The organism is Permianibacter fluminis (genome assembly GCF_013179735.1).
GTDB classification, from domain to species: domain Bacteria; phylum Pseudomonadota; class Gammaproteobacteria; order Enterobacterales; family Permianibacteraceae; genus Permianibacter; species Permianibacter fluminis.
Genome location: NZ_JABMEG010000002.1, coordinates 640,186 through 661,816, shown reverse-complemented (window position 1 = coordinate 661,816; position 21,631 = coordinate 640,186). Strand labels below are relative to the sequence as shown.

20 protein-coding genes are annotated in these 21,631 nt (G+C 59.1%); 6 read left to right on the top strand and 14 right to left on the bottom strand.

The window, feature by feature from the left end:
- The coding region (locus tag HPT27_RS19120; protein ID WP_211198104.1) for a hypothetical protein at positions 1-274 on the top strand (274 nt) is incomplete at its 5' end.
- Between the two features lie 103 nt (positions 275-377).
- Here the strand turns inward: HPT27_RS19120 and HPT27_RS18100 are convergent.
- From HPT27_RS18100 to pssA, 3 genes are all read right to left on the bottom strand, one after another.
- On the bottom strand, positions 378-1,016 hold the full coding sequence (locus HPT27_RS18100) for a protein-methionine-sulfoxide reductase heme-binding subunit MsrQ (protein WP_211198103.1): 639 nt from the start codon (positions 1,014-1,016) through the stop codon (positions 378-380).
- Positions 1,017-1,018: 2 nt separating this feature from the next.
- Complete coding sequence (gene msrP, locus HPT27_RS18095; RefSeq protein ID WP_172246369.1) at positions 1,019-1,996, bottom strand: protein-methionine-sulfoxide reductase catalytic subunit MsrP; 978 nt, start codon at positions 1,994-1,996, stop codon at positions 1,019-1,021.
- A gap of 127 nt (positions 1,997-2,123) precedes the next feature.
- Positions 2,124-2,933: a CDP-diacylglycerol--serine O-phosphatidyltransferase gene (gene pssA / locus HPT27_RS18090; protein ID WP_211198102.1), complete on the bottom strand. Its 810-nt coding sequence runs from the start codon at positions 2,931-2,933 to the stop codon at positions 2,124-2,126.
- A gap of 124 nt (positions 2,934-3,057) precedes the next feature.
- On the opposite strand from pssA, the gene HPT27_RS18085 reads away from it, so the two are divergent.
- Both HPT27_RS18085 and HPT27_RS18080 read left to right on the top strand, forming a co-directional pair.
- Positions 3,058-3,360, top strand: a complete 303-nt coding sequence (locus HPT27_RS18085) for a DUF3579 domain-containing protein (protein WP_211198101.1) — start codon at positions 3,058-3,060, stop codon at positions 3,358-3,360.
- Positions 3,361-3,520: 160 nt separating this feature from the next.
- Complete coding sequence (locus HPT27_RS18080; protein ID WP_172246365.1) at positions 3,521-3,958, top strand: DUF4124 domain-containing protein; 438 nt, start codon at positions 3,521-3,523, stop codon at positions 3,956-3,958.
- A gap of 126 nt (positions 3,959-4,084) precedes the next feature.
- Here HPT27_RS18080 and clpB read toward each other — a convergent pair whose 3' ends face one another.
- The 4 genes from clpB to rluD all read right to left on the bottom strand — a co-directional run bounded on the left by clpB (position 4,085) and on the right by rluD (position 9,198).
- Entirely contained in the window at positions 4,085-6,661 is a 2,577-nt protein-coding gene (clpB, locus tag HPT27_RS18075; RefSeq protein ID WP_172246363.1) for an ATP-dependent chaperone ClpB, read from the bottom strand.
- Positions 6,662-6,738: 77 nt separating this feature from the next.
- Positions 6,739-7,431: a lysophospholipid acyltransferase family protein gene (locus HPT27_RS18070; RefSeq protein ID WP_172246361.1), complete on the bottom strand. Its 693-nt coding sequence runs from the start codon at positions 7,429-7,431 to the stop codon at positions 6,739-6,741.
- Entirely contained in the window at positions 7,428-8,216 is a 789-nt protein-coding gene (gene pgeF, locus HPT27_RS18065; protein ID WP_172246359.1) for a peptidoglycan editing factor PgeF, read from the bottom strand. Before pgeF ends, HPT27_RS18070 begins: the two co-directional genes overlap by 4 nt.
- On the bottom strand, positions 8,206-9,198 hold the full coding sequence (gene rluD / locus HPT27_RS18060; protein WP_172246357.1) for a 23S rRNA pseudouridine(1911/1915/1917) synthase RluD: 993 nt from the start codon (positions 9,196-9,198) through the stop codon (positions 8,206-8,208). The genes pgeF and rluD overlap by 11 nt, the downstream gene beginning before the upstream one ends.
- An 85-nt stretch (positions 9,199-9,283) precedes the next feature.
- Between rluD and HPT27_RS18055 the strand changes: the two genes are divergently transcribed.
- Positions 9,284-10,045, top strand: coding sequence for an outer membrane protein assembly factor BamD (locus HPT27_RS18055; RefSeq protein WP_211198100.1), 762 nt, complete (start codon positions 9,284-9,286; stop codon positions 10,043-10,045).
- A 55-nt stretch (positions 10,046-10,100) separates the two neighbouring features.
- Here HPT27_RS18055 and HPT27_RS18050 read toward each other — a convergent pair whose 3' ends face one another.
- The 3 genes from HPT27_RS18050 to HPT27_RS18040 all read right to left on the bottom strand — a co-directional run bounded on the left by HPT27_RS18050 (position 10,101) and on the right by HPT27_RS18040 (position 12,483).
- Positions 10,101-10,373 carry a hypothetical protein gene (locus HPT27_RS18050; protein WP_172246355.1) on the bottom strand — a complete coding sequence of 91 codons (273 nt, stop codon included), beginning with the start codon at positions 10,371-10,373 and terminating at the stop codon, positions 10,101-10,103.
- Between the two features lie 84 nt (positions 10,374-10,457).
- Positions 10,458-10,796, bottom strand: a complete 339-nt coding sequence (gene glnB, locus HPT27_RS18045) for a nitrogen regulatory protein P-II (RefSeq protein WP_172246353.1) — start codon at positions 10,794-10,796, stop codon at positions 10,458-10,460.
- A gap of 70 nt (positions 10,797-10,866) precedes the next feature.
- Positions 10,867-12,483 (bottom strand): NAD+ synthase, encoded by a 1,617-nt coding sequence (locus tag HPT27_RS18040; protein ID WP_172246351.1) that lies wholly within the window; start codon positions 12,481-12,483, stop codon positions 10,867-10,869.
- A gap of 167 nt (positions 12,484-12,650) precedes the next feature.
- On the opposite strand from HPT27_RS18040, the gene HPT27_RS18035 reads away from it, so the two are divergent.
- Together HPT27_RS18035 and HPT27_RS18030 are read left to right on the top strand one after the other, a co-directional pair.
- Complete coding sequence (locus HPT27_RS18035) at positions 12,651-14,285, top strand: sensor histidine kinase (protein WP_172246349.1); 1,635 nt, start codon at positions 12,651-12,653, stop codon at positions 14,283-14,285.
- Between the two features lie 96 nt (positions 14,286-14,381).
- Positions 14,382-15,752, top strand: coding sequence for a sigma-54-dependent transcriptional regulator (locus tag HPT27_RS18030; protein WP_172246347.1), 1,371 nt, complete (start codon positions 14,382-14,384; stop codon positions 15,750-15,752).
- Between the two features lie 198 nt (positions 15,753-15,950).
- Here the strand turns inward: HPT27_RS18030 and thiO are convergent, their stop codons facing one another.
- The 4 genes from thiO to HPT27_RS18010 all read right to left on the bottom strand — a co-directional run bounded on the left by thiO (position 15,951) and on the right by HPT27_RS18010 (position 21,592).
- A complete protein-coding gene (gene thiO, locus HPT27_RS18025) occupies positions 15,951-17,051 on the bottom strand; it encodes a glycine oxidase ThiO (RefSeq protein ID WP_172246346.1) in 1,101 nt (366 codons plus the stop codon).
- Between the two features lie 94 nt (positions 17,052-17,145).
- Entirely contained in the window at positions 17,146-17,925 is a 780-nt protein-coding gene (locus HPT27_RS18020; protein WP_172246345.1) for a Crp/Fnr family transcriptional regulator, read from the bottom strand.
- Positions 17,926-17,951: 26 nt separating this feature from the next.
- A complete protein-coding gene (locus tag HPT27_RS18015; RefSeq protein ID WP_172246344.1) occupies positions 17,952-20,084 on the bottom strand; it encodes a carboxy terminal-processing peptidase in 2,133 nt (710 codons plus the stop codon).
- A gap of 308 nt (positions 20,085-20,392) precedes the next feature.
- Complete coding sequence (locus HPT27_RS18010; RefSeq protein ID WP_172246343.1) at positions 20,393-21,592, bottom strand: acyl-CoA dehydrogenase; 1,200 nt, start codon at positions 21,590-21,592, stop codon at positions 20,393-20,395.
- Positions 21,593-21,631 lie beyond the last annotated feature (39 nt).

Here is a 21,631-nt window from a genome sequence, read left to right as displayed (position 1 = left end):
CTTCGTTCATGTTGTTAAAGAGCGTTTGCCTTTCGGCAGCACCGGATTCACCATCCAGCACATCGCCAGACTTACCGTCCGGCGGGGCGCACATTCTACAGCACCCCATCTGCTTGTCAACACGTCGCTGCAGCTTTTTTGCTGCGTTATTCGCAACTTAGCGAACAACCGACTTGCTGACTTCGCCCTGCTTTCGCGCTTTGCGTTGGCAGGGGCGCGCATTCTACAGCGCCTTGCTTGGCTGTCAACAGACTTTTGCAGCGAGGCTTCATAACAAGCTGTCGATGCGTCGGGTTGACCGCCTCGGTCACCGTTCTGTCAGGGACAGGGCAGCGACCGGGCGCGCATTATAGGGCCGGGCAACTGCCGTGCAAGGGCTATTTTTCTGCTGCGGGGACTTGACGGGATGACCCGATGGGCGATTGCCGCACCGGCCATTGCCAATAGACTCGGACCGCTAGCAGAAAGCCTAGCAGAAGCGCGTAAAAAAGCGGTTGATTCAGATCAGACTTCACCTGCCAGACAAAATGGACAGCAACCAGAATGGCCACCGGATAGACCAGCCGGTGCAGCTGCTGCCAACGCCGGCCGAGCCGGCGCATCTGGGCGCGGGTCGAGGTCAGCGCCAGCGGCCACAGGCCAAGAAAGGCGGCGAACCCGACGATGATGTAGGGCCGCTTGGTCAGGTCTTCCAGCAAGGTCGCCCAGTCCAGTTGCATATAGAGGGTCACATAGGCGGTGACATGCAGGCAGGCGTAGAAAAACGCGAACAGGCCCAGCATGCGCCGGACCAGCAGCAGCTGGGCAATGCCGCTCCAGCGCCGCAGCGGGGTTACCGCCAGCGTCAGCCACAGGCTGTTGAGGGCCCATTTGCCGGTCTGGTGGACCAGGTATTTCTGCGGGTCAGCGCCCAAGTCAGCCATCACAATCCCGTAAACCAGCCACAGCGCCGGCACCGACAAGGCAACAAACAACAAGGGTTTCAGGCCGCGCCGGACCCAGAGTTCACGATTCATGCTCAGTAATTCCGGCGCAAATCGAGGCCGGCATACAGCCCGGCCACTTGTTCGGCATAGCCGTTGAACGGCAGCGTCTCAATACGCTCGACCCCACCAAACAGCGAACCGCTGTAGATGCGGCGCTCCCGGGCCTGGCTCCAGCGCGGGTGATCGACTGCGGGGTTCACGTTGGCATAGAAGCCATATTCGCCGGGTGCGGAACGATTCCAGCTGGTCGCCGGCTGGCTTTCCTGAAAGCGGATGCGAACAATTGACTTGATGCCCTTGAAGCCATATTTCCACGGCACCACCAGCCGCAGCGGCGCGCCGTTTTGCGGCAGCAGGGTCTTGCCGTACAGACCGACGGCCAGCAGGGTCAGCGGATGCATGGCCTCATCCATTCGCAGCCCTTCCACATAGGGCCAATCGAGTGAGGAAAAGCCCAGGAAACCCGGCTTCTGGCCCGGCATCTGTTGCGGATCGTGCAGCGTCTGGAACGCCACGTATTTGGCTTTGCTGGTTGGCTCGAAGCGTTTGATGAGACTGGCGAGCGGAAAACCAATCCACGGAATAACCATGGACCAGGCCTCGACACAGCGCATGCGATAGATGCGTTCTTCCAGCTCGACGCCTTTCAGCAGGTCTTCCAGATCGTAGCGGCCGGGCTTGTTGACTTCCCCCTCAATCACCACTGACCACGGCGCGGTTTTCAGCCGCCCGGCATTTTTAGCGGGGTCGGCTTTGTCGAGCCCAAACTCGTAGAAATTGTTGTAGCTGGTGACGGCTGCCTCTTCCGTCAGCTTGAGCTTGCCGGGATTGCCATCGCGCCGGGCCGACAACGCCTGACCCGGGCCGGACTGCGCCGCCGCTGCGGGCAACAGGCTGCCGGCCGCCAACAAGCCGAGAGCCTGCAGGACTTGTCTACGCTGGAAATAGGCGGTTTCGTCACTGACGCGCGCTTCGTTCAACGCGCCAGCGATGCGTATCAATGGGGCCATGGGCGATCTCCGTGCATCGGTTCAGCAGAAAGTGTCCGCCGTTGGACGCCAGCGCCGGCCGGAAGTTACGTGAGAAGTTACGTGAGTGGCAGCCACCGCCCGCGCAGGAACGCAGCTATCGCCCTGTTCAGGGTGCCGGGCGCGGTTCCACCTGCCGACTTGAGCGCGCCTTGCGCTTGCTCCAGATGGTAAAAATCGGACCCCACAGGGCGTAAACGGCGAAGCCGGTAAACAGTACGACCGAGGTGAACGAAGCGATCAGGACCAGCACCAGCATCAAGACCAGCACCGTCATGAACGGCACCCGGCCGCGCCAATCGACCTCCTTGAAGCTCGGGTAACGAAAATTGCTGACCATCAGCAGGCCGGCAATGATGCACAAACTGGCAAACACCGGCCCGACCCAGTTCCGCGACCAGTCCAGATCAACGCCCACCCAGACCAAGCCGGCAATCAGTGCCGCAGCCGCTGGGCTCGCCAGCCCCTGAAAGTAGCGTTTGTCGGCACTGCCGACCTGAGTATTGAAGCGCGCCAGTCGCAGCGCGGCGCAAACGCCATAAACAAACGCCGGCAACCACCAGACTTTGCCCAGCCCCTGCAGGGCGTACAGATAGGCAACCAGCGCCGGTGCCAAACCAAATGACATCATGTCGGCCAGGCTGTCGTACTGGGCGCCGAAATCGCTCTGGGCATTGAGCAGCCGGGCCAGTCGGCCATCGATGCCGTCCATCAACATGGCGACAAAAATGGCGATCGCGGCGGCTTCAAAACGGCCGCCCATCGCGGCAATCACGGCAAAAAAACCGGCGAAAAAGCCAGCGGTCGTGAACAGATTAGGCAGCAGGTAGATGCCGTTTCGGCGACGGCGAGGTTCGGAGATGATGGCGGACATGGCGGGCTCGGCAGATTTTTGTGGCCTGATTTTGCGCTGGAACATACCACAGACAACAGTCTGACCGTAGGCTTGCGCCCCGTCATGAAAATGGCAAACCACGCTCGGAAAGCCGCAGCTAGCAGCCGCTCTGCTATAGTGTCGCCGGCGCATTTCTGCGGCTTTTACCGTGTCAGTCCCCGTTACCATCGATACCATGAGCGAAAGCAAAAAACTTCTCATCAAAGGCATTACCGACACCGGCGAGGTGTTTCGACCCAGTGACTGGGCCGAACGCATGTGCGGCAATCTTTGCAGCTTTCGCAACCGTCGGATGTACTACTCGCCGCTGCTGCGCCCGGTCATCATCGAAGGCCAGAAAGGTGTGGTGGTCGATATCCGCCTGGCTGACAGCCATCCTCAGCTGTACAAGGAAATCCTCGGCTTTGCGGAACAAAATGGTTTGCAGACCGCCGAATACCTGGAAGTTTGAACCGCTGCGCTTCCAAGCTCGGCGAAGGCTCACTATAGTTAGCGGCACCATATAGGTAGCGCCACCGAGTTAGTGCCACCTTGTTTAGTGCCACCTTGTTTAGTGCCACCATGCCGGTACTGGCACGCGCTGTTCCCAGCCTAAGAAACGGAGTCGGGTCATGAAGTCTTTGCGTATCGCCGCCACGATTGCTGCAGCACTGATGGTGACCGTTGTCGCCCACGCCGCAGATTCCTACAAATGGACCGATGACAACGGTCAGGTGCAGTACACCCAGATCCCGCCAAAGGATCGGCCGTACGAAACCATCCGGACTCGGGTGAAAGAACCGACCGCCACCACCACCACGAGCAGCAAACCGGCCGCTGCCAAAGAATCCGAAGCGGCCGCCAAGGGTGACGTCGCCGTAGCCAAGGCCGAGGCCGATAAATTGGCCCGCAATTGCGAAGTGGCCAAACAGAACAAGGAAATGCTGCAAACCGCGGCCAAGATCAAAATCACTGACAAGGACGGCACCGAGCGCCATCTGACCGACGAAGAGCGCAAGGAAAAGCTGGCCGCGACCGAATTGCAAATGCAGAATTTCTGCAAGAAATAAACGCGGTCAGTTTCACTACAGCACAGCAAAACGGTTCAGCAAGGCCGTTCTGTCAAGCACACAAAAAGGGCGCCAAGGCGCCCTTTTTGTGTGCTCAGGTATTTCTGCTGAGCGACGACTCCCAGATCACTGTGGTTTGCCGAGCACAATCTCGCCCTGCTTGACGTCAACCACCACCGTCTCGCCGGCAGCAAAACGGCCTGCCAAAATGTTCTGCGCCAGCGGGTTTTCCACCAACTGCCGGACCACCCGGCGCAGCGGCCGCGCACCGTAAGCCGTATCGGAGCCAGCTTTGGCAAGATACAGCAGCGCTTCCGGCGTCACTTGCAGCTTGATTTCAGAATCAGCCAACCGGCGCCGCAGTCCTTCCACCTGCAAGCTGGCGATTTGCTGCAGATGCTCGTCGGCCAGCGCGTGGAACACGACAATCTCGTCAACCCGGTTGATGAACTCCGGCCGGAAATACTTGCCGATCACATCCATCAACATCTCTTTCAACTCACCGTGACTGCTCTTGCGGTGCTCCATGATGATGTCGGAGCCAAGGTTCGATGTCATCACGACCACGGTATTGCGAAAGTCGATGGTGCGACCCTGACCATCGGTCAAGCGACCATCCTCCAGCACTTGCAGAAGCACATTGAACACATCCGGATGGGCTTTCTCGACTTCGTCGAACAACACAACCGAATACGGTTTGCGCCGCACCGCCTCGGTCAGATAACCGCCCTCGTCATAACCGACATAACCGGGCGGTGCGCCGATCAAGCGTGCGACCGCGTGCTTCTCCATGTACTCCGACATGTCGATACGTATCATCGCCTCTTCGCTGTCGAACAGGAATGACGCCAGCGTCTTGCACAGTTCGGTCTTGCCGACGCCAGTGGGGCCGAGGAACAGGAACGAGCCGTTCGGCCGGTTCGGTTCCGCCAGACCGGCGCGGGCACGGCGAATGGCATTGGCAACGGCGGTGACCGCCTCGTTCTGGCCGATGACGCGCTGATGCAACGCCTCTTCCATCCGCAGCAGTTTGTCGCGCTCACCTTCGAGCATTTTCGCCACCGGAATGCCGGTCCATTTCGAAACGATGCCGGCGATTTCGACGTCGCTGACTTTGTTGCGCAGCAGACGCATTTTCTGCATCTCGGCCTGCGCCGCCATATCGAGTTTCTTTTCCAGTTCCGGAATGCGGCCGTATTGCAGCTCCGACATCCGGGCCAGATCGCCGGCCCGGCGGGCCACATCCATGTCCTGACGGGCACGTTCCAGTTCGGTTTTGATATTGGTGGAGCCTTGCAGCGCTGCTTTCTCGGCCAGCCAGATCTCGTTCAGCTCGGCAAAGTCACGTTCAAAGCGTTTGATATCCTCTTCCAGCGCGTCCAGGCTTTTTCTGGCGCCGGCATCGGACTCTTTCTTCAGCGCTTCCCGCTCCATTTTCAGCTGGATCAGCTTGCGCTCCAGTTTGTCCATTTCTTCTGGCTTGGAATCGATCTCCATGCGGATTTGCGACGCCGCTTCGTCTACCAGATCAATGGCCTTGTCCGGCAGTTTGCGATCCGAGATATAACGATGCGACAGCGTGGCTGCCGCGATAATCGCAGCGTCAGTGATTTCAACGCCGTGGTGCACTTCGTAGCGCTCTTTCAGACCACGCAGAATCGCGATGGTGTCCGGAACATTCGGTTCTTCCACCAGCACTTTCTGGAAACGCCGCTCCAGTGCCGCGTCTTTCTCGATGTACTTGCGGTATTCATCCAGCGTGGTCGCGCCCACACAGTGCAATTCGCCGCGGGCCAGCGCCGGTTTCAGCATGTTGCCGGCATCCATGGCGCCATCGGCTTTGCCGGCACCGACCATGGTGTGCAGCTCGTCGATGAACAGAATGACTTTGCCCTCTTCTTTGGACAATTCATTCAATACCGCTTTCAGCCGTTCTTCAAATTCGCCGCGGAATTTCGCGCCGGCGATCAACGAGCCCATGTCCAGCACCAGCACCCGCTTGTGCTTCAAGCCTTCAGGAACCTCGCCGTTGACGATGCGCTGGGCAAGCCCTTCGACAATGGCGGTTTTACCGACGCCCGGCTCGCCGATCAGCACCGGATTGTTTTTGGTCCGGCGCTGCAACACCTGTATGGTCCGGCGAATTTCGTCATCGCGGCCGATAACCGGGTCAAGCTTGCCCTGCTCGGCCCGGGCTGTCAGATCGATAGTGAATTTTTCCAGCGCCTGCCGCTTTTCTTCATCGTTGGCATCCTCGACGCGCTGGCCGCCACGGACCGAGTCAATGGCTTTTTCCAGCGAGGCTTTTTGCAAGCCGAGTTTGCGCAGCAATTCGCCGAGCGCGCCTTTGTCTTCAGCGGCGGCGAGCAGGAAAATATCTGACGAGATATAGGCGTCTTTGCGTTGCTGGGCGAGCTTGTCACACACATTCAGCAAGCGAGCCAGCTCATTGGACAGATGCACTTCGCCTTCGGTGCCGTGCACGCTGGGCAAACGTTCCAGTGCCTGGGTCAGCTGCGAGCGCAGCGCATTCAGATTGACGCCGGCGCGTTCGAGCAGATGGCGGGCCGAGCCGCCGTCCTGATTGAGCAACGCCAGCATCAAATGCAGCGGCTCGATAAATTGATGATCGCGGCCAAGCGCCAGCGATTGGCCATCCGCCAACGCCAGTTGCAGGTTGCTGGTCAACCGATCCATACGCATGAGTTATCCTCGCTTTCACAGTGCAGCGCCAACCGATGTTCAGCACCGGTCGGCGCGCCAATGACAACGAGATGCGGTCAGGATTCGGCGATTTCAAGTGCCGTACGGCGTCCCAGCAGCAACTCGCCCAATTGTTGACGCATATCAGGACCGTGCGCATGCTCGGCGGTCAGCATGGGAAAATCGGTCAGCGTGGCGTGGCTACGCAAAAACAGACAAGTGAATACCGTTCCCGGCCCGGCAATGCCTTCCAGCCGCGCCGGCACAATCGGGCAATTGGCCAGCTGGGCCAGACGCAGCACACCGGGCTTGACCCGTGATTCAGGCTGCGCATCCAGATGAATGCGGCCGTGTGGAAACAGTGCCACCACTTCACCGGCTTTCAACGCCCGCACCGCCGCACGAAATGCCGCATCGGTGCGACCACCGCGGTCTACCGGAATGCAGCCCGCGGCGCGAAACAACCAGCGCAAACCGAACCGATTGTATTCTTCTTCCGCGATCAAAAAACGCAGCGGACGCCGTGAAGCGGCCACCAGCAACAAGGGATCCAAACCGGAGACATGATTGGCGGCGACCAAGACCCCGCCGTCCGGCAAATGCAGCCGGGCACCGCTCAAGCGATGAAAACGCCGGACGTAACGCCGGGCCAAGCCATCGATGGCATTGACCCACCAGCGACCCCAATCGGCTTCATTAGCGCGCAGGCCGGCCCAAATGGTCAGCACGATCAGCAGCAGCACCACTGCCAGCATCAACGCGAACATCATGCTGCACTCCGCCAAATCAACGTTGCCTGCCGACCCGTCTGCTGATCACGGCGATAAGAATAAAACCGCTGCGGTTCGCTAAAGGTGCAGAAACCGCCACCAAAAATGGCATTCACGCCAGCAGCCTGCAAACGCTGACGCGCCAGCGCGTACAAATCGGCATACCAGCGATCGGCTGCGCCAGCACGAAAGGCACTGGCCGCTGCAGCATCGTGCCGGACAAATTCGGCTCGCACTTCCGGCCCCACTTCGAACGCGGTCGGGCCAATGGCAGGGCCGAGCCAAGCCATCAGCTCGCTACGGGCGCCGTGATAATGCGCCAGCGTCTGTTCCAGCACGCCGGCACAGAGCCCGCGCCAACCGGCATGGGCGGCGCCGACCCACTGGCCGGCGCGATCACAAAACAGAACCGGCAGGCAGTCGGCGGTCAGCACGGCGCAGACAGTATCGACGGCACGGCTGACACTGGCATCGGCGGTGACGGGAACAGTGGCGATCGTTTCGGTGCGCTTTTCTGTCGCCAATTCTGCCGTCAGTTCTGCCACCGCGACGCCATGCACCTGATTCAGCCAGTGCGGCTGATTCTGCAATGCCAGCCGCTGGCGTAGCAGCGCGCGATTGCTGGCTACCGCCGCCGGATTGTCGCCGGTATGGGCACCCAGATTGAGCCCGGCATAGGCGCCGGTACTGACGCCGCCGCAGCGGGTGCTGGCAAATGCCTGAACGGATGCCGGTGCCGGCCAGTCAGGGCGAATCAGCTCAAGCGACGCTGACTCAGTAGTCATTGCTGACCCGGTCCTTGCGCAGCAATTCCAGCAAATGCTCCAGATCGGCCGGCATCGGCGCCTGCCAATGCATCAGCTCACCGGTGACCGGATGGCTCAAACCGAGCTTGGCGGCATGCAGTGCCTGCCGGCGGAAATTCTTCATGGTCTCGGCCAGTTCCGGGCTGGCTTCGGCCAGCGCCCGGCGACGGCCGCCATAGACCGGATCACCCAGCAGCGGAAAACCGGCGTGCATCATGTGCACCCGGATCTGGTGGGTCCGGCCCGTTTCCAGCCGGCATTTGATATGGGTATGGGCGCGGAAGCGTTCGACCACCCGGTAATGGGTCACGGCGTTGCGGCCGGTTTCTTCGACCACGGCCATTTGCTGGCGATCAGTCGGATCGCGGCCAATCGCCGCATCCACCGTGCCGCCCGCGACGACCGTACCATGAACGATGGCATCGTATTCACGCAGAAAAGCGCGCTTGCCGAGTTGCTGAACCAGCGCCAGATGGGTATCCGGCGACCGGGCAATAACCAGCAAACCGGAGGTGTCCTTGTCGAGCCGGTGCACGATGCCGGCGCGCGGCAACATTTTCAGTTCCGGCGCGTGATGCAGCAGCGCATTGACCAGGGTGCCGCTGGCGTGGCCCGGCGCCGGATGCACGACCAGACCTGCCTGTTTATTGACCACCAGCAGCGCGTCGTCTTCGTAAACGATATCGAGCGGAATGTCTTCGGCGATATTTTCGCTTTGCACCGGAATCGAGGCTTCCAGCAGCAATTGTTCGCCGCCCATCAGCTTTTCCCGGGCCCGGTCAACCACCACGCCATTGACCTTGACGCAGCCATCCTTGATCCAGCCTTGTAGCCGCACCCGCGAATATTCACTGAACAAATCCGCCAGAACGACGTCCAACCGACTCCCGAACGCCTGTTCCGGGACAATGGCTTCGCGCCGAACCGGTTCCGAGTCGGGGCCAATAACAACTGAATTCATGGGAAGAGTGACCTTGATGCAGAGCTTGGTTAGAATGCCCCGCTATTCTAGCAACCTACACAACAACCAAAGGCAGTTTGTTCGCATGTTGAGCCGTTTGCTGTGCCTTTTCCTCGCCGCCATGATTGTGACCGGCTGCGCCACCACGGCTGAAGAGCGCGAACAGCGCCGTCGCGACCAGAGCGCCCAGCAGCTGTATGCCTCGGCCCGTGAGTCCATGCAGGTCGGCAACTGGAAGACGGCCATCGAGAAGCTGGAAAACCTCGATTCCCGTTACCCGTTCGGGCCGTTCTCGCAACAAGCCCAGCTGGATCTGATGTACGCCTACTACCAGAACCGCGACACCCCGTCGGCCGTTGCCGCCGCCGATCGCTTTATCCGGCAGAACCCGCGCCACCCGAACCTTGACTACGTCTACTACATGAAAGGCCTGGTCAATTACTACTCGGAACTCGGTTTCCTGCGCGAGGCGTTTGCCGCCTCGCTGTCCGAGCGCGATGCCAGCACCGCCGAAAAAGCCTTCAAGGATTTCAGCGAACTGATCAAGCTGTACCCGGATAGCCAATACGCCGCCGATGCCCGCCAGCGGATGATTTACCTGCGTAACCGTTTGGCCGATTTCGAATTGCACGCGGCGACCTACTATACCCAGCGCAAAGCCTGGCTCGCCGCCGCCAACCGCGCCCGCAACGTGATCGAACACTTCCCCAACGTCAACGCCACCGCCGATGCGCTGGTGATGCTGGTGCAGTGCTACCGCGAACTGAATTTGCCGGAACTGGAAAAAGAATCGCACGATGTGCTGGCACTGAATTTTCCGGATCGGTTGAAGGATTTGGAAGGTTGAAGTTTCGCGTTAAACGACAAGGGCCGCTTTTGCGGCCCTTGTCGTTTTATTGTCGTTACAACAAACAAACCACATCAGCTTCGGAAACGATTTGCGGCGCTTTCGGGTGATACAAGATGCGTTGATGACTGAACAGATTCTCAATGCGATAAGCTTCAGGCATACATAACTCACCAGCTCGCTTATAAAGATATTTTTCTAATAGCGAAAAGTCAGAATCATTGCGATATCCCAAAACCTGCACATGGAAGCGGCTGTCATCTTGTTTCTGTTCCAAATATCCACGACCATCTCCGAAATCTAGACGCTCGGACGCTTGATACTCCATAACAGTTGAGCATCCAGTCAGGATCAAAGAGTAAAGCAGCAATAGACTGCGCATAAAGTTAAATCTCGGACTTTTCATTGAGACCTACAACGCCGCCTCGTCCTCTTCCCCAGTCCGAATCCGTATCACCCGCGCCACGTCATAAACGAAAATCTTGCCATCGCCGATTTTGCCGGTGCGGGCCGTCTCCATAATGACTTCAACGCAGCGGTCAACCAGCTCATCGGCAACCACCAGTTCGATTTTCACTTTCGGCAGAAAATCGACCATGTATTCGGCACCACGGTAGAGCTCGGTATGGCCTTTCTGGCGGCCGAAGCCTTTGACTTCGCAGACCGTCATGCCGGTGATGCCGACCTCGCCCAGCGCTTCCCGAACGTCGTCCAGCTTGAACGGCTTGATCACCGCTTCCACTTTTTTCATCTCGGCACTCCCTCTGTTGCTGATGCACGCATGGCAATGACTCTAGCAGTTTTTGCCAACCGGCAAGCACTTAACGCCAATCGTCTGGTTGTTTGATAAAGCCGGAAACAATCGGATAGCGCCGATCCCGGCCAAATGCCCGCTTGCTGATGCGCGGCCCCGGCGCAGCTTGCCGACGCTTGTATTCATTGCGATCAACCAGCTGCATGACCCGCTTGACCGTTGCGGCGTCAAAACCGGCGGCGACGATTTCCGGCAGGCCTTCATCGCATTCGATGTAACGCTCCAGAATCGCGTCGAGCACCGGATACGGCGGCAGGTTGTCTTCGTCCTTTTGGTCCGGCGCCAGCTCGGCCGACGGCGGCCTGTCGATCACCCGCTGCGGGATCACCTCGCCATTGCGGTTGCGCCATTGCGACAGCGCGTACACCGTCATTTTCGGCACGTCTTTCAGCACATCAAAGCCGCCGGCCATGTCGCCATACAGCGTGGCATAACCGACGCCCATTTCGCTCTTGTTGCCGGTGGTCAGCACCAGATAACCAAATTTGTTCGACAGCGCCATCAGCAGCGTGCCGCGGCAACGGGCTTGCAGGTTCTGCTCGGTCAAATCAACGCTGGTGCCGGCAAACTGCGGCGCCAGTGTCTGCAAAAAGGCCTTGACCATCGGTTCGATGGAAATGATGTCGAACTGCGCGCCCAGCGTATTGGCTTCGCAGCGGGCATCTTCAACACTGATATCGGCGGTGTAGTGATACGGCATCATCACGGCGCGCACCCGCTCGGCGCCGATGGCATCGACTGCAATGGCCAATACCAACGCGGAATCAATGCCGCCGGACAAGCCGAGAATCACACCTTTGAAGCCACTCTTCTCAACGTAGTCGCGCACGCCGAGCACCAGCGCCTGATAAATTTCCGCCTCGCCCGCGATATCATCGGCACTGTCGGCCAGTGCCTGCATTTTGCCAGCCTGCCAGCTGACTTGACGCAGATCCTCGGCAAACGGTGTGCACAGCAAAATGCGGCCGGCCGGCGTCCAAACCTGCGAGCGGCCATCAAAAATCAGCTCGTCCTGAGCACCGATCTGATTGACGTAAACAATCGGCAGACCGCTTTCTTGCGTCCGCGCCGCCAACACAGCGCTGCGCTCGGCGACCTGACTGCGATGCCAAGGCGAACCATTCGGGCTGACGATGAAATCGGCACCGGCCTGCTTGGCAGCGGCCACCGGTTCCGGGTGCCAGAGATCTTCACAAATCAGCACACCGATGCGGACGCCGTCGAGCGTGAACACGCAGGTGTCATGGCCTTCATTGAAGTAGCGCTTTTCATCAAAGACCAGATAATTCGGCAGCCGCTGCTTGCGATAACGAGCGATGATCTGGCCATCGAGCAGCACACTCGCGGCGTTGTACAACTGCTCGCCGTCACGCTCCGGATGGCCGACCACGACCGCGATGCCTTGGGCCGCCATCGCCAACTCGCGCAAGCCGCGGTCAATGGCGCGCTGAAAATCCGCCCGCAGCACCAAGTCCTCGGCCGGATAGGCGCACAGCGCCTGTTCGGAACAGACCAGCAGCCGCGCGCCGCCCGCCTTGGCCTGTTCGATGACCGCGCGCAGCCGCGCGACATTGCCAACGATATCCCCTACCAGCACGTTGACCTGAGCCAATGCGATCCGCATTGCACAAACTCCTGAGCCTGAAAGCCGGCGCTGATGGCGCGACCGTGATGGTGGCTATTTTCGCCTATCCCGCTCTGGCCGAACAGGCAGACTTGCAGGCATCAGCAAATTTGCCGACACTGCCGAGACTTTTCCGTCGCAGTGTGCCGGACCTTTAACAGTACAACATGAACCAACCAATCCCCGCCCTCGTTCGCTCGCGCGATCAAGCCGGCAGCCGTGAACACTACGCCTGGCGTGCCCTGACCATGTTCAACCTGTACCGTTTTCTGGTCGCGGGCGGCATGGTGATGTTGTTTGAACTGAATCTCGGCCCAAGTTTTCTTGGTCAGGAGCGGCCAGACCTGTATCGGCACACCACGGCCATTTACCTGTTGCTGAGTTTGCTGGCGGTGCCCTTGCTGTATCGCCGGCAACCGAGCGTGCGCAGTCAGGTCGTGATCATGGTGTTGATCGATATCGCCTGCATCACGCTGGCGATGCACGCCAGCGGCGGTGTCTCGACCGGTTTGGGCATGCTGCTCGGGGTCAGCATCACGACCACCAGCCTGCTGCTGGCGCGGCCGTGGTCCTTGACGTTTGCCGCGCTCGCCAGCGTCGCAATTGTCTCGGAGCAAACCTGGTCGTTCCTGGCCGGGCTGCGCTCCATCAACACTTTCACCCAGGCCGGTATTCTTGGCGCCACCTTCTTTGCCATGTCGGCGCTGGCGCTGATGCTGGCACGGCGCATCCGCGAAACCGAAGCCGCCGCCGAAGCCAGCCGGGTCAGTCTGGCCAAGTTGGAGCGACTGAACGAGCACATCATTCAGTACATGAATGCCGGCGTGTTGGTGGTCGACAAGCAACAACAGATTCAGCTGATCAACCACGCTGCCTGGACCTTGCTCGGCATGCCCAATGCCGTGCAGCAAAAACCGGTCGATGAAGTCAGCCCGGCACTGCTGAAGCAATTGCGGCACTGGCGCCGCAATCCGGACATGAAAGGCGAACCGTTTCGGCTTGCCAACACCGGCCCGGATCTGCTGCCGGCGTTCACCTCGCTTGGCACCGACCAGCAGCTGACGCTGATTTTTCTCGAAGACACCAGCAAAACCACTCAGCAAGCCACCCAGATGAAGCTGGCCTCGCTCGGCCGGCTGACCGCCTCGATTGCTCACGAGATCCGCAATCCGCTTGGTGCACTGAGCCATGCCGCCCAGCTATTGAAGGAATCGCCCGATATCGGCCCGGCCGATCAGCGGCTGGTCGACATCATCGAGAAGCACTCGGCCCGGATGAACAACATCATCGAAAACATTCTGCAGATCTCGCAGCGGCGGCCGTCGAAACCGGAACGCATCGCCGTGGCGGCGTTCCTGCAGAGTTTTGTCGATGACTTCAAACTGGGCCGCAGCCCGGCACCGGAAATCGTCGCCGACGTCAATCCGCGCGATATCGTCGTGCAGTGTGACGTTGGACAACTGATACAGGTACTGACCAACTTGTGCGAAAACGGCATTCGTTACAGTATTCGCAAAGTCAACCGGCCGCTGCTGGAGCTGCACGCCGGTGTCGACAAGGGCAATGGCCGGCCGTTTCTCGATGTGATCGACCACGGTGAAGGCATCAACCCGGAAGTGGCGGAAAAAATGTTCGAGCCCTTTTTCACCACCAGCAGCAAGGGACTTGGACTAGGCTTGTACCTGGCCCGGGAATTGTGCGAGGCCAACCAGGCGCAGCTGAATTACCTGCCGATCCCCAGCGGTGGCACCTGCTTCCGGATCAGTTTTGCACCGGCACAGCGAACGGTTCCGGCACAATAGCGATTGCCGTGAGCCAGCGCCCGCTACGTTGGTCTCGCTACTGCACCATAGCGGCAACCAAAACAATAATGACGCAGAAAGACAAGGCAACGGACCATGAAAACACCATTGGCACTCATCGTCGACGATGAACCCGACATTCTCGAACTGCTGGCCATCACGCTGGGCCGCATGCGGGTCGATACCCGTGAAGCGACCAATCTGCAGCAAGCCCGCGAGCTGTTGAGCCAAAACAAGTTTGACATGTGCCTGACGGATCTCCGGCTGCCTGATGGCGATGGCATCGAGCTGGTCAAGTACGTGCAGGCCAGCCAGCCGAATCTGCCGGTGGCAGTGATCACCGCCCACGGCAATATGCAAACCGCCATTGAGGCGATGAAATCCGGCGCCTTCGATTTTCTGTCCAAACCGATCGAGCTTGGCGTACTGCGCGAGCTGGTCAAAAATGCGCTGAGTCTGCCGACACCGGAGAGCGAAAAGCCGGTCACCGAATTTCCGCCCGGCGCGCCTCAGCTCATCGGCAGCAGCAGCCGCATGCAGGCACTGCGGCAAACCATTGGCAAAGTGGCGCGCAGTCAGGCACCGGTGCATATCAGTGGTGAATCCGGCACCGGCAAAGAGTTGGTCGCCAAATTGATACACGAACTCGGTCCGCGTGCCGATGCGCCGTTCGTGCCGGTCAACTGCGGCGCGATCCCATCCGAACTGATGGAAAGCGAATTCTTCGGCCACAAGAAAGGCAGCTTTACCGGCGCAGTCGCCGACAAGCCAGGCCTGTTCCAGGCTGCAGACGGTGGCACGCTGTTTCTGGATGAAGTCGCGGATCTGCCGATCACAATGCAGGTCAAATTGCTGCGCGCTATTCAAGAACGTGCGGTGCGGCCGGTCGGCGCCGAAAAAGAAATTCCGATCAACGTGCGGATTGTCAGCGCAACGCACAAGGATTTGGCGGAGCAGGTCCAGAACGGCCACTTCCGTCAGGACTTGTTCTACCGCATCAACGTCATCTCGGTCGTCACGCCGACGCTGCGCGAGCGCATCGATGACATTCCGGATCTGGCCAACCACATCCTGAAAAAACTGGCCGATCGGCATGGCATGAATGTGCCAGGGCTGACCGCCAGCGCCATTGCCGGACTGAAAAAATACGCGTTCCCCGGCAACATCCGCGAGCTGGAAAACATTCTGGAGCGGGCGCTGACATTGGCCGATGGCGATGTCATCGAGGTTGAAGATCTGTTGCTGCCGGAAAGCAGCGAACCGGTCATCGACGCGGCCACGCTGGCAGCCGTCACGCCCGGCAAACGCGGTGACATTCCGCTCGATTTGTATCTGGAAAAGATTGAGCGCGATGCAATTGTCGAAGCGCTCGAAGCCTGCCGCTGGAACAAGACTGCTGCCGCCCGCAAGCTCGGCATCAGCTTCCGGGCCATGCGTTACAAGCTGCAGAAACTCGGGCTTGAGTGAGCGGCCAACGGGTTTCAGCAACCATCTTGAGACAGTAACGTTCTTGGATCAGTAACTTTCTGGAATCCGCAACACACTGAAATCAGCGGCTGAAATTGCCGCTGATTTCAGCAAAATCCCGTCACGTCAGCGGAAACCTGCGCATGATCGTGAAAGCCTGCACGCGAACGTGACTGAGCTTGGGTCTTCACTGAATGCTTAGTGGCTAATGCCCAACGCATACGGCGCAGCCGAAATGCTCGTCGCTTTTTCCTGCATCAAATCTGTCAGCAATCGCGCCGAAGCCGGCGCCAGCACAATGCCATTGCGATAGTGGCCGGCATTGATCCAGGCGTTTGCCAGCGACGGCAGGCGGCCGATAAAGGGAATGCCGTTCGGACTGCCGGGCCGCAGGCCCGCCCACTGCTGCTCTACGTCCACCTGACGCAATGAGGGCATGATCGCAATCGCGGATTGCCACAGGCTTTGCCGCGCGTCAGCCGTTATCTCCTGATCAAACCCGGCGTGCTCCATTGTTGAGCCGCAGATGATGCGGCCATCACGACGCGGAATGAGATAGCGCCCGTCACGCAGGACAATGCGCTGCAGCGAATGCGCATGTGGGGCGAACATCAGCATCTGCCCGCGCACTGGCGTGACGGGCAGATCGATGCCAAATGGCGCCAGCAACTGTGCACTCCAAGCACCGGCGCAAATGACAAACTGGCCGGCCGTAATGGTCCCGTTCGCCGTTTGCACCGCCGTGATCCGGTTGCCGGCGGCATCCCTTTGCAAACCGGTCACTGAGCACTGCTCAACCATTTGGCCACCGCGCTGTTTGACATCGGCCAGCAGCGCTTTCAACAAGCGTGGGTTGCGCACCTGCGCCACATCGGGAAAGCAAATCGCCTGGCTTATATCGGCGCTCAATCCGTCCTGACATGTAGCAAGGGTATCGGTGGAATAGATCGAGACGGCGCGCTCGCGCTCTGCGGCCCACGACAACGCCTCCGTTTGATCCTCCAGATCGAGCAACAACAAACCACTGCGCTGCCATTCGGGATCAATACCCGTGGCGGCGCGCAACTGTTCGCTCAACTTCGGATAAATCGACTGGGCCTGATCAGCCAAAGCGGTAACCGGCGCCGGATAGCGCCACGGGTACAGCGGCGAAACAATACCGCCAGCGGCCCACGACGCCTGCTGGCCACAACCTGCCGCCTCGACCACTGTCACCGAGGCACCGGCCGACAGCAGCTCGCGCGCGGTCATTAAGCCGATGATGCCACCACCAATGATGCAAAATTCCGCTGATTGCATTGCCGTTCCGTTATGCAAAATTTATTGTCTGAATGCGGACAATAATAAAAGGCCGCAAACGCGGCCTTGATCAAAATCCAATGCAGTCCGAATATCAGCGCCCGTCCAGACTGACCACCCGTTCGTTCAGCGAGACAATGGTTCGGGTCATGTCACGCAACAGATTGATGAACAGCTGCGGATGGGTATTGACCAGCGAGGCAAATTCATCGCGCGCCACCATCATGACACTGCAAGTGCCGCGCGCGCGCACCGTTGCCGCCCGGCGCTGCCCGGTCAGCACTGCCATGGCGCCGAAAATCTCTTCTTCATTGATCACGCCAACGTTGACGCCGTCGACCGAGACATCGGCAACGCCTTCCAGAATGGTGTAGACGTACTCCGCTTCATCGCCCTGGGTGATGATGGCCTCACCGTCCGCAAACCGGCGAAAGCCCGGTTGCGGCCGCTCTTCCGGAGTCACCAGCCGACCAACCAGTAGCAGCAGAATCTGCCGGTGCTGGCGCAGCAACGCCTCGTATTTACCGCGAATATCGGCGGCCTCTGCCAACAAGGCTTGCGGCAATACCGACAGCGTAACGCTGTCTTCGACCTGAATTCTCAGCGTCGGACCCACACCGATGAAATCGGCAGTGGCGAAAGCGTCACCCTCATCCCAATAGAACAGCAGCTTGTTTTCCGCGAATACGGCAACGCTGCCACTCTCCACCCGACACAGTGCCGGCTCGCGTATCCAACTGAGGATATCGTCCTCGGCCTGCATTTCAACTTGCTGACAATCGGCTGCCCGTTCGGAAAAAATATGGGCCGCGCTGTCTCGCGCGGCCCTGACGGCATCCATCAAATCAGTGGTGGGTTCCACCAATGGGATCATAAATCACTCCGTCCCTGGTCAGAAAATCAATTGGTCCGGGCCGCGCGCTTGCTGTCGCTGGCGTCCACCACGCGCTGACCCGACTGCAGCCAGATCAGATCGGACAGAATATTGGCCGCCTCAGTCAGCCGAACATCATCGCTGCTGTCAGCCGGTTCATCAGTAGCGGGCTGTTCCGGCAGCACTTTCAGCGGCGGCAGACCTTTCAGTTTGCGACGGGCATTTTCCCGCGCCAATTGTTTCTTCTCAAACTGATCGCGCTCCGCTTTGCGCTCGGCCTCATTCAAGGTCACGGTCTTTTCGTTTTTGCGCACGTTGTATTCCGCGATGTCTTGCAGCAGGTATTGGTACTCCGGATCTTTGGCGACCCGTTTGTCCTGCATGGCTTTCAACTGCGGCACGTATTTTTTGACATCGCCGGCAATCGCGTAATTGGCAGCTTGAATATGATCCCAAGGCATCGCGTTCGGCAAGGAGCTCTCACCAAACTCGGCCGAATCAAACATCGGTGGCAGCTGGATATCCGGCACCACACCGCGATGCTGGGTACTGTTGCCATCGACACGGTAGAACTTGTGCACGGTCAGTTTGATCTGGCCAAAATTCTGGCCGGGACCGTCGCGATAGCGATTCAGATCCACCACGGTCTGCACGGTGCCCTTGCCGAACGAGGTTTCTCCGACGATCAAGGCACGGCCATAATCCTGCAGCGCTGCCGCGACAATCTCTGAAGCTGACGCGCTCTGGCCATTGATCAGCACCACCAGCGGGCCGTCCCAGGTTTCACCCGGATCTTCATCCGGCAACACCGAGATCTGACCGAACTGGGTGCGTTCCTGCACAATCGGGCCTTGATCGATGAACAGACCCGACATCTGGGCAGCCTCATCCAGGCCGCCGCCACCGTTGTTGCGCAGATCCAGAATCACGCCGTCGACTTTGTCGGCTTTCAGCTTAACCAGCAAATCGCGGACATCGCGGGCCACGCTCTTGTAATTCTCATCGCCCATCGCGCGGGCTTGGAAGTCGACGTAGAACTTCGGCACGGTGATGACGCCAATGCTGTGCTGACGACCCGGTCGGTCGATCTTGATCACTTCCGACTTGGCGGCCTGCTCTTCCAGCTTCACCTTCTCGCGGACAAGACTGATGATCTTGGTCTTGCCATCGGCACCGGCGCTGTGCGGCATCACTTCCAGCCGGACCACGGAACCGGCCTTGCCGCGGATCAGATCCACCACATCATCCAGCCGCCAGCCGACCACATCGACCATCGGCTGGTTGTCCTGACCTACCGAAATGATTTTGTCTTCGGCGAAAATCTGCTTGCTCTTGTCAGCCGGGCCCATCTCGACCAGTCGCGCCACTTTGGTGTAGACATCGTCGGTCTGCAGCACCGCACCGATTCCTTCCAGCGACAGCTTCATTTCGATATCGAAATTTTCGGCCTGCGGCGGCGAGAAATAATTGCTGTGCGGATCGACTGCTGCGGTGACCGCGTTCATGAAATAGCTAAACACGTCTTCGCTGTTGGTCTGGCTCATCCGGCGCTTGGCGGCTTCATAGCGCTTGGTCAGCAGCTCTTTAATCTCCGGCCATTCTTTTTTGGCCAGCTTCAGATTCAGCGCATCGTATTTGACCCGTTGCCGCCACAGTTCATTGAGCTCGTCGGCATTCTTCGGCCACGGTGCTTTTTCCCGGTCGACGACAAAGCTGTCCTTGCCGTCGAATTTCATCGGTTTTTGTAGCAGGCTGATGGCGAAGTCATAACGGCCTTCCCAGCGTTTCTGGAAAGCGGTGAAAATTTCGTACGGCGCGCTCAGATCACCGCGCGCCAGCGCGTCATCCAGCGAAGTCTTGTACTTGCTGAACTGATCGATATCGGCCTGGGTAAAATAGCTGCGGTTGCCGTCCAGCATGCTCAGATACTGGTCGAACATTTTCAGCGACAGATCATCATTAATGCGCGGCCGGGAATAATGGCCGTCATTCAGGATGCTGCGAATGTATTTCGCGACCTGGGCATGTTGCGGCTCAGGGCTGAGCGTCTCCGCGGATGGCGCAGCCGGCAACGGCCCGGAGGAAATCGCCACCACGGCCAGAATAAAGGCCGAGACCCCTGCGCGCACGGCGCCAAACCACGACTGCTTGAGCTTCATTTCACTACCTGATTGCTGATGGTCATCACTGACCAAACTGTCCGAATAAATCGAGCATGGCACAAACTTTCCGGCCCTGCCACGACCGATTTGTCGGGATTTATTACGTTAAGTTTCCCGGATTCGGACAATTGCCAATTCCGACACGTTTTTTAACCGGACTGGTCAAAAAAAAGGCACCAACGGTGCCAGTTTCTTGATGCAGCAGCCCTGTTGTTTCAGGCCGGTTGTTTCAGGCAGCTTGCCTCAACCCAGCTGTCCCGGCCTGATTAGCTCGGCGGTAGTGGCACGGGTTGGCCAATTTTCGCTCAGCTGAATGCCTGCAGGCCGGTTTGGGCCCGGCCCAGAATCAGGGCATGGACGTCATGCGTACCTTCGTACGTGTTAACAGCCTCCAGATTCATGACGTGGCGAATGACATGGAATTCGTCACTGATGCCGTTGCCGCCGTGCATGTCGCGGGCCATCCGGGCGATATCGAGCGCCTTGCCACAGGCATTGCGTTTGACCAGCGAAATCATCTCCGGTTTGAACCGGTGCTCATCGATCAGCCGTCCGACCCGAAGGCTGGCCTGGAGGCTCAGCGTGATCTCGGTCTGCATGTCGGCCAGCTTTTTCTGGATGAGCTGGGTGGCGGCCAGCGGCCGGCCAAACTGCTTGCGCTCGAGCGTATAGCTGCGAGCGGCGTGCCAGCAGAATTCGGCCGCGCCCATGGCGCCCCAGCTGATGCCGTAACGGGCCATGTTCAGGCAACCGAACGGGCCTTTGAGACCTTCGATTTCCGGAAATTCGTTCTCGGCCGGCACGAACACGTTGTCCATGACGATTTCACCGGTGGTCGAGGCGCGCAGACTGAATTTGCCTTCGATTTTCGGCGCACTGAGTCCTTTCATGCCTTTTTCCAGCACGAAACCACGGATCTTGCCCTCGTCGTTCTTGGCCCAGACAACAAACACATCGGCGATTGGCGAGTTGGTGATCCACATCTTGGAGCCGTGCAGCAAATAGCCGCCATCGACTTTCTTGGCGCGGGTTTTCATGCCGCCCGGATCGGAACCGGCATCCGGCTCGGTCAGGCCAAAGCAACCGACGTATTCGCCGCTGGCGAGCTTCGGCAGGTATTTCTGTTTTTGCGCTTCGCTGCCGTATTTGTAGATGGGATACATGACCAGACTGGATTGCACCGAGCAGGCCGAACGATAACCGGAATCCACCCGCTCCACTTCCCGCGCCACCAGGCCATAGGCGACATAGCTGGCGCCAGCACAGCCGTAGCCGTGCACGGTGACGCCGAGCAAACCGAGCTCACCCATTTCGTTCATGATTTCGCGGTGGAAATGCTCGTGCCGGTTGGCTTCGAGGACCCGCGGCATCAGCCGCTCCTGGCAATAAGCACGGGCGCTGTCGCGCACCAGCCGCTCTTCTTCGGTCAGCTGATCGTCCAGCAGCAGCAGGTCATCCCAGTTGGCCAGTACAGCGCTGGCTTTTGCATCGGTTTTCGCCGTCATTCGCGTTCCATTCCTGTGCAGGCACCGACAGTGGCGCCA